The sequence below is a fragment of the Guptibacillus hwajinpoensis genome (assembly GCF_020524165.1).
GTDB lineage: Bacteria > Bacillota > Bacilli > Bacillales > Guptibacillaceae > Guptibacillus > Guptibacillus hwajinpoensis_D.
In genome coordinates this window covers 60,966-74,804 of the sequence record NZ_JAIVKU010000003.1, presented here as the reverse complement: position 1 = coordinate 74,804, position 13,839 = coordinate 60,966, and the positions used below count along the sequence as shown (strand labels likewise).

General features: G+C 39.9%; 12 protein-coding genes. All 12 read right to left on the bottom strand.

Annotation, left to right across the window (positions count from 1 at the left end; translation table 11 throughout):
• Positions 1-165 precede the first annotated feature (165 nt).
• A complete protein-coding gene (locus tag LC090_RS03615) occupies positions 166-1,611 on the bottom strand; it encodes a S41 family peptidase (RefSeq protein ID WP_255647956.1) in 1,446 nt (481 codons plus the stop codon).
• A 157-nt stretch (positions 1,612-1,768) separates the two neighbouring features.
• Entirely contained in the window at positions 1,769-3,124 is a 1,356-nt protein-coding gene (locus tag LC090_RS03610) for a murein hydrolase activator EnvC family protein (protein WP_226655384.1), read from the bottom strand.
• A gap of 51 nt (positions 3,125-3,175) precedes the next feature.
• The gene (ftsX, locus tag LC090_RS03605; RefSeq protein ID WP_226655381.1) at positions 3,176-4,069 is read right to left on the bottom strand and encodes a permease-like cell division protein FtsX; all 894 of its coding nucleotides are present in this window, start codon (positions 4,067-4,069) and stop codon (positions 3,176-3,178) included.
• Positions 4,059-4,745: a cell division ATP-binding protein FtsE gene (gene ftsE / locus LC090_RS03600; RefSeq protein WP_226655378.1), complete on the bottom strand. Its 687-nt coding sequence runs from the start codon at positions 4,743-4,745 to the stop codon at positions 4,059-4,061. Before ftsE ends, ftsX begins: the two co-directional genes overlap by 11 nt.
• 292 nt (positions 4,746-5,037) lie before the next feature.
• Positions 5,038-5,415: a c-type cytochrome gene (locus LC090_RS03595; RefSeq protein ID WP_226655375.1), complete on the bottom strand. Its 378-nt coding sequence runs from the start codon at positions 5,413-5,415 to the stop codon at positions 5,038-5,040.
• Positions 5,416-5,456: 41 nt separating this feature from the next.
• On the bottom strand, positions 5,457-6,329 hold the full coding sequence (locus LC090_RS03590) for a YitT family protein (protein WP_226655373.1): 873 nt from the start codon (positions 6,327-6,329) through the stop codon (positions 5,457-5,459).
• A 233-nt stretch (positions 6,330-6,562) separates the two neighbouring features.
• Positions 6,563-7,673 (bottom strand): peptide chain release factor 2 gene (gene prfB, locus LC090_RS03585; RefSeq protein ID WP_226655371.1). Its coding sequence is split into 2 segments (ribosomal slippage): positions 6,563-7,600 and positions 7,602-7,673, totalling 1,110 coding nucleotides; the frame shifts between segments, so codons are not numbered across the junction.
• 70 nt (positions 7,674-7,743) lie between these two features.
• The gene (gene secA, locus LC090_RS03580; protein ID WP_226655369.1) at positions 7,744-10,257 is read right to left on the bottom strand and encodes a preprotein translocase subunit SecA; all 2,514 of its coding nucleotides are present in this window, start codon (positions 10,255-10,257) and stop codon (positions 7,744-7,746) included.
• Between the two features lie 215 nt (positions 10,258-10,472).
• Positions 10,473-11,036, bottom strand: coding sequence for a ribosome hibernation-promoting factor, HPF/YfiA family (gene hpf, locus LC090_RS03575; RefSeq protein WP_159785058.1), 564 nt, complete (start codon positions 11,034-11,036; stop codon positions 10,473-10,475).
• Positions 11,037-11,279: 243 nt separating this feature from the next.
• Positions 11,280-11,480 (bottom strand): cold-shock protein CspD, encoded by a 201-nt coding sequence (gene cspD, locus LC090_RS03570; protein WP_224596848.1) that lies wholly within the window; start codon positions 11,478-11,480, stop codon positions 11,280-11,282.
• Between the two features lie 140 nt (positions 11,481-11,620).
• Positions 11,621-11,938, bottom strand: a complete 318-nt coding sequence (locus tag LC090_RS03565; protein ID WP_226655367.1) for a ComF family protein — start codon at positions 11,936-11,938, stop codon at positions 11,621-11,623.
• Between the two features lie 392 nt (positions 11,939-12,330).
• Positions 12,331-13,818: a DEAD/DEAH box helicase gene (locus tag LC090_RS03560; protein WP_226655365.1), complete on the bottom strand. Its 1,488-nt coding sequence runs from the start codon at positions 13,816-13,818 to the stop codon at positions 12,331-12,333.
• Between the last annotated feature and the right edge of the window lie 21 nt (positions 13,819-13,839).

Below are 13,839 nucleotides of genomic sequence, written 5' to 3'. Positions count from 1 at the left end.
ATGCTTAAGTTCCTATTTATTTTTATTAAACAAATAGGAAAAAAATTAATAGGCAGCGGTGTTATGATCGCTCATCACCTCCTGCTACGTTTGGAATTCGAAAAAAATTCCGCAGGTTTTCCTGCGGAATAGCTTCGACATTAACCGTTCAATTCCTTCTTACGATTATTTTGTAAGAAGTTCAACAGCTGTTTCGAGCTGCACATCGTTATCAGGATTACGAATCGATTCTATGATCTTCTCCTGAAGTTTTTGAGCTGTTTTTTCGTCTATTTTACCCGTCACATTTAAATCATTCGAACGTTGAAAGGCTTTTACAGCTGTAACTGTTTTTTCACTGAAGTAACCATCTTTACGACCTGGTTCAAATCCAAGGCCTTTTAGCATTACTTGTGCTGATTCCACTTGTTCGTTGTTTTGATCAAACGTTAGTGTTTTTTCAGCTGATAATGGATTGACATAGAAATAATCAGGCTGCTTCGCCTCAACCGTTGGCTCAATTCCTTCTTTATGGATCCAATTTCCGTCTGGAGTTAACCATTTAAACATGGTGAGTTTAATATTACTGCCATCTCCAAGATCGACTGTCGATTGAACCGTGCCTTTACCAAAGGACGTTTCTCCGACTAAATCATAGCCGCCTGCTTCCTTAAGTGCACCGGCAAGGATTTCTGCAGCTGAAGCACTACCACGATCGATCAATCCTACGATTGGATAGTCTTTTTTCTCTTCAAGGGACGAAACTGATCCCTGCTTTTCACCTTCACGATCTTCAATTTGGACATAAGGCTTATCATTTGGAATAAGCTCCTCAGCCATATCTGAAACGACATTCAAAAGACCACCAGGGTTATTACGAACATCGAGGACAAGACCGTCGATCCCCTGATCTTCAAGTTTTCCTAATTCTTTCGAAAAGCTTTTAGCCGTATCTTCTGAAAAGGACGTTACTTGTAAGACTCCGATTGTCTTTCCGTTTTCTTCGATTGTTTTTGCATGTACCGTTTCAATGGGAATCTCATCACGCGTTACTTCCACGGTCATAACCTCTGAAGCTCCAGGACGTTGAACACCTAGCTTAACAACCGTTCCTTTTTCACCACGAATCTTTAAAACCGCATCATATAAATCAAGCCCCTCAGTGCTTTCGCCATCGATTGTCATGATTTTGTCTTTCGGACGCAGGCCTGCTTTCTCCGCAGGAGAATCTTTATACGGAGAGACAATCGTAACCCTTCCATCCGTCATGTTGACCTCTGCCCCAATTCCTTCAAAAGAGGAACCAAGCGATTGGCTAAATTGCTCGGCTGTTTTAGGATCCATATACACAGAATAAGGATCTTCTAGCGTATCGACCATTCCTTTAATGGCTCCATCCAACAGATCCTTTTGATCAACATCCTTTACGTAGCGATCTTTGATCAACTCATAAGCTTTATTAATTTTCGTTAATTCTTCTGACTCTATTTTATTTCCTGATCCAAGAGTTAAAGATTGAGCGCTTCCTTCAGGCTCGTCCTGAAATAACGTAAATGCCGCATATGTACCACCTGAACCGATGACCAGGGCGATCACGACAAGCAAAGCGACAACTTTCCCCTGTATCTTCATTGTACTCACCTCTTCTGATTTGAAGGAAAAGGCACCCCATCATAACGATGCGATGCCTTTTCATCTTATTGTACTATATGATTCAGTTGTTTTCATTATGTTTCCATCTCAGAATGCGAGGAGAAAGAAATAAATTGGTTGAAACAAAGGGTTCAGTTTATTGAATGTAGTTCATTGGGTTAACGGCATTTGACTTGCTGGAGTTCCATGAACCTTTATGAATTTCAAAGTGTAGATGTTGTCCAGTAGAATGTCCAGTATTTCCCATTGTACCTAGATAAGTTCCCTGACTTACCGACTGACCAGTTGATACCGCGCGGTTTTGCATATGAGCGTAAACCGTTGTGTACATTTGTCCGTTAATGCTATGTGTGATGAACACAACATTCCCGTATGAATTTGATTTATACGATCTTAACACCGTTCCATCCGCAGCAGCTACTACTGGATTTTGACCACCTTGTGCAATATCAATTCCTGCGTGGAAAGTTCCCCAGCGACGTCCTAATCCTGATGTGATTGGTCCAGCAGCAGGCTTAATGAATGATGCGTTACTACTAGAAGGAGCTGGTGCTGGTGCCGGTGCCGGCGCTGAGTTCGAGCTGCTTGCTGAACTACTAGACTTGCTTGAAGTAGATTCTTTTTTCGCTTTTGCTGCAGCAGCCGCTTCAGCTTCGGCTTTTTCTCTTGCCGCTTTAGCAGCTGCAGCCTTACGCTCTTCTTCTGCTTTACGAGCTGCTTCTTCAGCACGTTTGATCTCTTGCTTCACTGCTGTTTCTTGCGCCGAAAGAAGCTCTGCTGTTTCATTTAAATCCATCATATGATTATGAAGTTCGCCTTCTTCTTCTTCAAGGGACTTCATTAGCTTATCTTTTTGTGCTTTTTTAGCATCAAGCTCTTGTTTAAGATCCTCAAGCTCGGCTTTATTTTCTTCAAGAGAAGCTAATTTCTCTTCTACTTGAGCTTTCTTTTCTTCTACAGCTTCCTTATCCGCTTTGTGCTCTTCAAGGATTTTCTTGTCTTGATCAGCAATCGTATTTAATGCAAGAACGCGCTCAACTAGATCTCCAAAGTCCGTTGCACCAAGAAGAACTTCCATATAGTCAACCGTTCCGCCACCGTTTTGTTGCATGGAACGAACGCGGTCTTTAAGTAACTTATCACGTTCAGCAATACGCTCTTCTAATGCTTTGATATCTTCCTTCAGTTGATCGATCTCAGCATTGGTATCTTTGATTTCTTTTTCTTTTGCAGTAATTTTATCGTCTGTTTCAGCTACTTCTTTGTTAAGTTGTTCAATTTCGGCTTGAACGTCTTCTTGCTCTGCTTTTACTTCAGCTAGTTCAGATTCTTTTTTCTTCAACTCTTGTTCATTTGACGATTGCTTTTCTTTTACATGATTAAGTTGGTCATCAAGATTTTCCGCACTCGCTGTTTGTGGAAGTGCTGCAGTTGATAGTCCACTTAATCCTAGCGTTAGTGTTAGAGCCGTTGCCATTATTTTATGCTTCAATCTTTGTTCCTCCCCCAAATAGATCAAACTATTTATCTCTTATTCTTTGATTTAAACTTTTAAAAATTTACGCATTGATGTGAGGCTTCCCCACACTCCGATAATTACACCAAGGACAATTAACAACCCTGATAGCTGATAGACAAACGGTGTAACCGGTAGTAAATCAATAAATAAAGTCGGAAAACGGTTAGCTATTAGATCAATTAAATAATAATAACCGTATATAAGAATTCCAATTGGGATAATGGATCCGAAGATACCGATCAAAATCCCTTCTACTAGAAACGGCCAGCGAATGAACCAATTGGTCGCCCCTACTAGTTTCATAATTTCAATTTCATGACTTCTGGCAACAATTGTTAGTTTAATTGTGTTTGAAATGAGGAACATGGCTGTAAATAGTAATCCAACAACAAGCGCTAGTCCAACATTTCGTGCAATTTCAAGAACTTTAAAAAGTCGATTAACCGTATCTTCTGCGAATTCGACATCCTGAACGTTTTCAAGCTGCTTAATTTCTTCAGCAACCGCTGTGACATCCTGAGGATCTTTCGTTTTAACTAGAAAAGCATCACTAAGTGGATTCTCATCCTTCAGCGACTCAAATACTTCTCCATCATCCCCAAGGTTCTCAATTAAATTATCTAATCCTTCTTCTTTGGATTGATAGGTAACAGATTCAACTTCAGAAATATTTTCAATTCTCGACTTTAATTCATCCTGCTGATCTTGCTTCGCAGTTAAATCAATAAATGCACTGATTTCAACATCGCTTTCAAGCTGATCCCCAAATGCATTTAAATTTAGAAGCAGCGCAAGACAAACCCCGACAAGAAGGAGCGTAACCGTTACGGCAGAAATGGAAGCGAATGTCATCCAGCCATTTCGTCCAAGATTTTTAAAGCCTTCTTTTCCGTGACGACCAAATGTTTTAATTTTCATACCCGTATTCACCTCTTGCTTCATCACGGGTTACCAAACCACCATCAATTGCAATAACACGTTTTCTGAATGTATTCACAATATCCTTATTATGGGTTGCCATAATAACAGTTGTACCGCGATTGTTGATTTGATCAAGTAAATCCATAATTCCCCACGCTGTTTCTGGATCCAGATTTCCTGTTGGTTCATCTGTAAGTAGAATGTGAGGATTATTGACGATCGCTCTTGCTATTGAAACCCTCTGCTGTTCTCCTCCAGAAAGTTCATCAGGAAGGAACCTTGCTTTGTTTTTCAAATTAACGAGACTTAACGTTTCCATGACTCGCTTGCGCGTATTTGCTTTGCTTTCTTCGATGACTTCAAGAGCAAAAGCGACGTTTTCATAAACGGTTAACCTTGGTAAAAGCTTAAAATCCTGAAAAACAACGCCGATTTCGCGGCGTAGCTTAGGTACATGCTTGTTCTTTAACTTGCCAAGTTCTTTACCGTTAATAATGATTGTTCCACTTGTAGCCTTTTCTTCCCGATACATCATTCTCATAAAAGTTGACTTACCGGCACCACTTGGCCCAACTATGTAAACAAACTCGCCTTTATTAATCTTAATATCGATTCCATTGATTGCTTTAATGCCATTGCTATAGGTTTTCCAAACATCTTTCATTTCGATCAAATTGTACCACTTCCTACTTGCTTAAATTCTCGATGCAAATTCTTAGGAGTAAGGTTCTTATTGATAGTTCGTATATTGATTAATTCCTTTACATCTGAAGATATTATAACAAACAAATTCGCTATTTTAAGACAAATTTTTATTACATTTTTGTTTCAAGATCCCCTTATATGACATCTTCTGCAATAATCCATTAACATTTTATAGATTGTTACACAATCTTGCCTTCTTTTCATTTGCAAAAAAACTCAAATCCAAATGAAAAAGCACTCTGATCGAGTGCTTCTTCACATTATTTCATATCCGCTAGCCAACTTGCTAAATTTTCTTCTTTTTCTGTATCGCCTCTCAAGATATTCCCCGGCATTTGACCTTTCCCATTCTGTATCACAGTTAGTATTTCATCTTTAGATAACCGAGATCCTATGTCTGAAATTTGAGGCCCTACTTTTCCTTGAAGGTTTTCACCATGACAGCTCAAGCAATTTGTTTGATATGTAGCTTCTGCCGCTTTTGCATCGTAATCACCAGACGACTCTTCTGTACTTTCATTTGATGTACTATTGGAAGAACCTTCATTATTGCTTTCACTCTCACTATTTCCTCCACCACATGCTACCAGGCTAAAGAGTAATACAGCTGCAAATAAAATGCCTATCCATGTCTTCATTTACTCCACCCTTTAACTTTATTTTCTATACTATATCCCGCTCATTCTCTTTTAAAACCTTCTCCTAATACTTCTGTCGCATTCGAGACAATCACAAAGGCGGAAGGATCAACGCCTTTTACGAGTTCTTTTAATTTAGTAACTTCATTTTGTGCCACCACAACCATAAGAATAGGACGTTTATCGTTCGTATAACCACCTTGACCCGATATTCTTGTTACTCCTCGATCAATGACGGTAATAATGCCTTCTCGCAATTCTTCTTCTTTGTCAGAAATAATGAGTGCCATTTTAGAATATCCAAGACCTAGCTGAACCACATCAATGGTTTTTCCTGTTAGATACATCGCTATTAAGGCGTAAAGTGCTTCTTCAAGGCTAAAAACAAAGGCGGAGGCCACGACTATTAGGCCATCGATCATAAATACACACGTTCCGAGCGAGACTCCCGTATACTTATTCACAATTTGAGCGGCAAGATCGGTACCACCTGTAGACGCCTTCCCTCTAAAAACAATACCTAGACCGATCCCTACACCAAGTCCACCGAACAGCGCACCTAATAAGGGATCTGTTGTTGCAGGATCAACATTTTCCGTTAACTTTACGACAAATGGGAGGAAAAGTGTTCCAACCAACGTTTTTGGACCATACTTTTTCCCAAGAAAAATCAATCCGCTAATAAACAGTGGAATGTTAAAAGCCCACTGAACATAAGCTGGCTTCCAATCAAAAACGCCTTTTGTAATCGTACTAATTCCACTAACTCCACCGGAAGCAATGCTGTTAGGAAGTAAGAAAAGGTTAAAGGCGATCGCTACAATGGCTGATCCAACCATAACGCTTAGATATTCCAGAATCCTATGGTAGGGTGAAACTTTTCTTGCTGTAAATTTCGCTAACGTTGCTATCATAACTCTACTCACTCACTTACTTCGATGATTTTCGTCACTGCTTCTTTCTAAGCAAAAGCCTTTCGTAGTATATCACCGGGTTTATAGGGTGTAAACCGCATTGTAGCAGCGCGTTATCATGTTGAAGTGCTTCTGTCTTCCGGTTTATTTTGCCCTATTTCATTCAAAACATAAGATCATCTATCCTCTCATGAAATAGAAAAAGCCCTTCTATATAACAGAAGGGCTTATCCTTAATTTTGCTCATTTAAACGAGAACGTAAGAAGGCATCAATAAACGGATCTAGATCTCCATCCATAACAGATTGAGTATTCCCAACCTCCATGTTCGTACGGTGGTCTTTCACCATACTATATGGATGGAAAACGTAAGAACGAATTTGACTACCCCAGCCGATTTCTTTCTGCTCGCCTCGGATTTCGTCAAGTTCCGCTTCTTGTTCCTCAATTTTCAATTGATAAAGTTTCGCTTTTAACATTTTCATGGCCTGTTCACGGTTTTTAATTTGGGAACGTTCACCCTGACAGCTTACGACAACATTTGTTGGAAGGTGCGTAATTCGAACAGCAGAGTCAGTCGTATTAATATGCTGTCCACCTGCTCCACTGGCACGATACGTATCAATCTTTAAATCTTCCGTCCGAATGTCGATTTCAATTTCATCATTAAATTCAGGCATCACTTCACAGGATACAAACGACGTGTGACGTCGACCACTTGAATCAAATGGCGAGATTCTCACAAGGCGATGAACGCCTTTTTCCGCTTTTAAATACCCGTATGCATTATGACCTTTAAAGTTTAGCGTGACGCTTTTCACACCGGCCTCATCGCCAGGTAAATAATCAAGCGTTTCTACTTTAAATCCTTTTTTCTCTCCATAACGGGTATACATTCGAAGCAGCATCGATGCCCAATCTTGAGACTCTGTACCACCAGCGCCCGGGTGTAATTCAAGAATGGCGTTATTTTTATCGTGTTCTTCACTTAAGAGGAGCGTTAATTCAAATTGATTCACCGCTTTTTTGAGATCTTTAATTTCAACTTCAAGATCTTCAAACAACTCTTGATCATTCTCTTCCTTAACTAATTCATATGAAACTTCTAAGTTCTCATAACTTTCTTGAAGTGAATCGAATTCATTCACCGCTTCTTTTAACGCATTGGATTCGTTAATGACCTTCTGAGCAGCGTTCTGATCATTCCAGAAATCTGGATCTGTCATCTGAATATCTAATTCATCAATACGAGCTCTCTTATTTTCGAGGTCAAAGAGACCCCCTAAAATCGTTTAATCGTGTTTCAATTGTGTTTAATTCGCTACGAATTTCATGCATTTCCATTTATCTGCACCTCTACCTTATTATTTTACATAGAATAGGCAGGTGTTCATCCTTGAACACCTGCCCGGCATTACTCTACTTTGCCGTGACAATTCTTGTATTTCTTACCACTGCCGCAAGGACAAGGGTCATTTCTGCCAATGTCCTGTTTTTTCTTAACAGGTTTTGGCTTCGAACTTCCCTCTTCTTTTGGATTAACTGCCTTTCCTTCTGCTACTTTTTCTCGCTTCAAATTGCTTTCAATTTGAGCTTTCATAATATAAGTAGCTACTTCTTCTTCAATCTCAGCAACCATATCTTCGAACATTTCATATCCTTCAAATTGATATTCACGCAGAGGATCATTTTGTCCATATGCTCTTAGATGGATACCTTGTCGAAGTTGATCCATCGCATCAATGTGGTCCATCCACTTGCGATCCACACTGCGAAGAAGAATCACTTTTTCAAATTCACGCATGCGTTCTGGTTCAAACGCCGCTTCTTTCTCATCGTAGTTCACTTTCATTTTCTCAACGAGAAGTTCAACAATCTCTTCCTTATCAAGGCCTTTAATATCCTTCACCGTTACTTGACCTTCTTGAAGGAAAATTCCTTTGGCATGATCAAGAATTGCCTGGTGATCCCACTCTTCTTGAATGTCCTCATCACCTGTATGAGCATCGACAATACGCGTAATCACAGAAGTTAACATTGTTTCGACAATTTCACGTAGATTATCTGATTCGAGTACTTCTGCACGCTGCGCATAAATGATTTCACGCTGCTGTCTCATCACATCATCATACTGAAGAAGTTGCTTACGTGCATCATAGTTGTTTCCTTCAACACGCTTTTGTGCTGACTCTACTGCTCTTGATACGAGCTTCGATTCAATCGGCTGGTCCTCTTCCATTCCTAGGCGGTTCATCATGTTCATCATATTGTCTGAACCGAACCTTCTCATCAGTTCATCTTCCATCGAGATATAGAAACGTGATTCACCAGGGTCACCTTGACGACCTGACCGTCCGCGTAGCTGATTATCAATTCTTCGACTTTCATGACGTTCAGTACCTAGAATGAAAAGACCACCAAGTTCTAATACGCCGGCACCAAGCTTGATGTCCGTTCCTCGACCTGCCATATTTGTGGCGATCGTAACAGCACCTTTTTGACCTGCTGATTCGATAATTTCTGCTTCTCGAGCATGGTTCTTCGCATTTAAGATGTTATGTGGAATGCCACGTTTCTTTAAGAACTGTGAGATTAATTCCGATGTTTCAACGGCTACTGTACCTACAAGAATGGGTTGTCCTTTTTTATGACGCTCTTCAATTTCTCTAGCAAGAGCCTGGAATTTTCCATTAGTTGATTTGTAAACAAGATCCGGATAATCCATTCGCGCAATCGGTTTGTTCGTCGGAATCGCAATAACATTCATATTGTAGATGTTACGGAATTCTTCTTCCTCTGTTTTCGCTGTACCCGTCATACCTGAAAGCTTTTCATACATTCTAAAGTAGTTCTGGAAAGTAATCGTTGCAAGCGTCATACTTTCACGCTGAATGACCAGGCCTTCTTTTGCTTCAATCGCCTGGTGCAGTCCATCACTATAGCGACGCCCTGCCATTAAACGACCAGTAAAGGAATCAACGATAACCACTTCTTCATCCTGAACAACGTAGTCCATATCCAGTTGCATAATAAAGTTCGCTTTCATCGCCTGGTTAATATGGTGGTTTAACTGAACATGCTTATAATCATAAAGATTTTCAATGGAGAAGAATTTTTCTGCTTTTGTAATGCCATCTTCCGTTAATTGAACATTTTTTGTTTTAATATCGACATTGTAGTCGTCTTCTTCTTTTAACGTTCGCACAAATTGATTGGCTTGAATGTATAGCGTCGTTGATTTCTCAGCGCTACCAGAAATGATTAGCGGTGTTCTTGCTTCATCAATTAAAACAGAGTCCACTTCATCAATAATGGAATAATGAAGAGGGCGTTGCACCATTTCTTCTTTATAGAGCACCATGTTGTCACGCAAATAGTCAAAACCAAACTCATTGTTTGTTCCATACGTAATATCCGCAGCATATGCTTCGGCCTTTTCTTCTTTAGAAAGTCCACTAATGTTTAGTCCAACTGTTAAACCAAGAAAATGGTAAAGCTCTCCCATTTCTTCAGCATCACGCTTCGCGAGATATTCGTTAACGGTTATGACGTGAACGCCTTTTCCAGTTAATGCATTTAAATAAACAGGCATTGTTGCACTAAGTGTTTTACCTTCACCTGTTTTCATTTCCGCAATATTTCCTTCATGTAGAGCGGCTGCTCCCATGATTTGTACTGGAAATGGGCGCATACCAAGAACACGTTCTGACGCTTCTCGTACAGTCGCATACACTTCCGGTAACATTTTATCGAGCTTTTCTCCCTTTTCAATTCGCTCTTTGTACTCTTCTGTTTTGTTACGAAGCTGTTCGTCGGATAACTGTTTCATTTCATCTGAGTAAGTCTCCACTTGATCGGCAATTTTTTGCAATCGGCTAACCTGACGCTCGTTACCATTCGGTATAATCTTACGTAATAAAGCTTTCATAGAAACGCTCCTCTTTTGTTGTCAGTAGAGTGCTAATGTATAACTAAACTTAGAATTTTTTATACTATGTAGCTATTTTAACAATTAGTTGCTAGAGGCACAAGAAAGTAAAAAAAGCCCGCTGCCCGAAAGACTATATTAATGAAGGAATGGAAAGTTCTTTATACATAGGGAAAGGGCAGGGGTTACTCCCCTGCCCTGATTTATTTTATTCGTTAGTCTTGTTCAATCAGGCCGTATTTTCCATCTTTACGGCGGTAAACAACGCCAGTACTTCCTGTCACCGCATTTGAGAAAACGAAGAAGCTATGTCCCAGCATGTCCATTTGAAGAATGGCTTCCTCAACGTCCATTGGTTTGAACGTAAAACGCTTTGTTTTCACGACTTGCAGATCGTCATCTTCATCCATATCAGCTTCAGCGACACTAGTCGTTGTTGGATTAAGTTCATCGCGGAACATATATTTTACGCTACCTTCCTGGCGGAATTTGCGATTTACTTTTGTTTTATGCTTGCGAATTTGACGCTCAAGTTTCTCAACAACCAAATCAATGGCTGCGTACATATCTTGATGCTCTTCTTCTGCTCGAAGTAGAAGGTTTGGCATTGGGATTGTAACTTCGATCATTTGTTGGTCATTATAGACCTTCATATTGACATGAACATCAGAATTAGGTGGAGTATCGAAATACCTTTCAAGTTTACTTACCTTCTTCTCAGTATATTCTCTCATTGCAGGTGTAACTTTAATGTTTTCACCACGGATGTTGAAATTCATCATGTGGCACTCCTCCTTCCATGCTATAACTATAGTATTCGTTATACCCCTCTCATTCCCCTCTATAAACTTTAAAAAAACACATTTATTTTTACGTTTTTTTCACAAAACATCTTAAAATCCGACATTTTTTTACAATGATTCTCACTAATCCCTTCTTACTCTGCCATTACACTTCAGTAGAAGAGAAAAATAAAAAAGTCGCTACCGGATCCGATAGCGACTTTAAACATTTGTTTTAATTTAAGATACTTTTTCTACGTTAGCAGCCTGTGGCCCACGAGCACCTTCAACAATCTCGAATTCAACTGTTTGACCTTCTTCTAGAGACTTGAATCCTTCACCATTGATTGCTGAGAAGTGTACAAATACATCGTCGCCATCTTCTCTTTCGATAAAGCCAAAACCTTTTTCATTGTTAAACCATTTTACTTTTCCCTGCATCTTGTTCAACATTCCCTTCAAAAATCTTCATGGCAGTGCCATACATTAACTATACGTGTGCCTCCAACCCCTGTCAAAGGGGGTTTTTTGTTGATTCCACTCGAATGAAGGCGTTTTCTTATAAATTTTTCGACACGCGCTTATCCCCTACATAATGTAAGGGAGTAGACCTCTGAAGCTCCTCCCTGTTTAAGGGTGAGAGCAGCATGATGGATCGTGGTGCCCGTCGTATAAATATCATCCAGCAAAAGAAGCTTTTTCCCGGCTACATTTGCCTCATCTACGAGTTGAAACATCTCTTCTTTCCGATTTATTCTTCTCTCTCTCGACCGTTTACTCTGCTTATCTTCATTTCTCATTCTCTTTAATGGAGGAACTTCCGCATATTTCGTGTCCTCAATCCAAACCTCACACTGATTAAATCCTCTTTCATACATTCTTTCCTGACTTGCCGGCATAGGAATGACCTGATCTATAAATGAGTAAGACCTTATTATCTCCTTATGAATGAAATTTGAGAACACCCTTCCTACTTCAACATCACCTCTATATTTATAGAGAGCAAGAATCTTTTTCAAAAAATCATTGTAAACGTACAAGGATTTATTTTGTATAAGGACATCCTTCCACCCTCTTTCTTCCCATCTCACACAATCGTTACAATGTTTCCCATGCACAAATCTCTCATCAATTTGTTGGAGGGAGCGCCCACATTTTAGACAAACATCTCCTAATATGGGAAGGAGTTGCTTTTGACACGTTTCACAACAAGGATGAGTGGTTTTCATTCCAAACAAAAGCTGCCATGAAACCTGAAGACTCAGATCTTCTCCACACCATAAACATAGCGCTATTTCAGCCATCCTTTCGCCTTCGCTTCCTGATTCATTTTTCGAATGTGCCGACCTGCCGCTATCATGGCATTTGTTTTCCCGTAATGAAATAATGATACGTCCCCTTCAGGAAAAGAAGCACTTCTTCCTGCTCTGCCTGCAATTTGCACAAGCGCACTTTCTGTGAAAACGTCATCCTCCGCTCCCAATACTGCAACTGCGACATTTTCAATTGTAATGCCTCGTTCAAGTATAGTAGAAGAAAGTAAGATCGGTATTTCTTTTCTTCGAAACTGAAGGACCTTTTCAGCACGATCCTCATCTTCTGAATGAACGAATTCACAAGAAAGCTGGTGAGAGTCAAATACGCTTTTTACTTTTTCAGTCATTTTAATAGATGGAAGAAAGAACAAGATTGGTTTCTCGGCACCTAGTTGTCTTGTTATCCAATCTATCAAAATTTGCGGGAGCTTTCCTCTGTCAATTTTCTTTCTCCAGTTTCCCACCCATTTAAAAGTAGGAACTGGTAAAGGAGAACCGTGATACCTAGAAGGAATGCGCACCACTTTAAGGTTTTCTTGTTTTAGAAATACTTCAGAGGGTGTTGCTGTTAAATAGATGAGTGAGCTGCTTCGTTTACGTGCTTTTTCCACATGGTGTTGGAGAGAAGAGTCGATATTGTATGGAAAAGCATCCACCTCATCAATCACCATGACGTCAAAATATTCCTTATAACGAATGAGCTGGTGAGTAGTTGAAATAACAAAAGAAGAAGAAGGTACAGAATGTCCTCCATAAAGTGGTGAAATCGTAAGACCGGGGAAAACGTTTTCTAAGCGTGGCACTAACTCTAGAACAACGTCGGTTCGTGGAGTAGCAATGCACACAGATTTATGTTCAGAGAGGGCATGCGCTAAGCCATGAAAAAGCACTTCCGTTTTCCCACTGCCACAAACTGCCCAAATCAGTACTGACTGATTTGTTTGAATAGCCCTGATCACAGCATTTGAGGCTTCTTTTTGACCTTCCGAAAGCTTACCGTGCCATTGTAACGTAATGGTTTCCTCTCTTTTTTGCTTGTAGTTTGAAGAGTATAGCGGTGAACAAAAGGTAACCTTCCCCATGATGATACAATTGCGACAATATTGACAGTTCGGACTTTGGCAACGAGCACAAGAAAAGGTGGGTAATGACCGATGGCTTCCACATCTCATACACGTTACTTTTCCGTTAATTGTTTGAATACCTGGCTCTATCTGAAGATAACCATTTACATAGTGGGTATGAAGCTCATATAGGGGAAAAGGAAGTTCATCTCGTAATAAATGTCGCCCTGATAGAAAATCAATCAGTGAGCGATTCGGTTTGAATTGCTTATTTATTGGTAAGGGAGGTATAGAAGAGAAGTGACCAATCGGATAAAACTGTGGGAGGGGAGAGGACCAATAAAGTGTTTCAGGTACGATCATCGGATGATGATTTAACATATCGGAAGCAAATCTCATTGATTTGCTTCCTTTTTCATT

Coding starts and splice junctions, on each gene's coding strand:
- hpf (WP_159785058.1), bottom strand. CDS start 11,036: ATGAATTTCAACATCCGTGGTGAAAACATTAAAGTTACACCTGCAATG.
- cspD (WP_224596848.1), bottom strand. CDS start 11,480: ATGCAGGGAAAAGTAAAATGGTTTAACAATGAAAAAGGTTTTGGCTTT.
- LC090_RS03590 (WP_226655373.1), bottom strand. CDS start 6,329: ATGATAGCAACGTTAGCGAAATTTACAGCAAGAAAAGTTTCACCCTAC.
- ftsX (WP_226655381.1), bottom strand. CDS start 4,069: ATGAAAATTAAAACATTTGGTCGTCACGGAAAAGAAGGCTTTAAAAAT.
- LC090_RS03565 (WP_226655367.1), bottom strand. CDS start 11,938: ATGCCGGCAAGTCAGGAAAGAATGTATGAAAGAGGATTTAATCAGTGT.
- LC090_RS03615 (WP_255647956.1), bottom strand. CDS start 1,611: ATGAAGATACAGGGGAAAGTTGTCGCTTTGCTTGTCGTGATCGCCCTG.
- LC090_RS03595 (WP_226655375.1), bottom strand. CDS start 5,415: ATGAAGACATGGATAGGCATTTTATTTGCAGCTGTATTACTCTTTAGC.
- LC090_RS03560 (WP_226655365.1), bottom strand. CDS start 13,818: ATGAGATTTGCTTCCGATATGTTAAATCATCATCCGATGATCGTACCT.
- secA (WP_226655369.1), bottom strand. CDS start 10,257: ATGAAAGCTTTATTACGTAAGATTATACCGAATGGTAACGAGCGTCAG.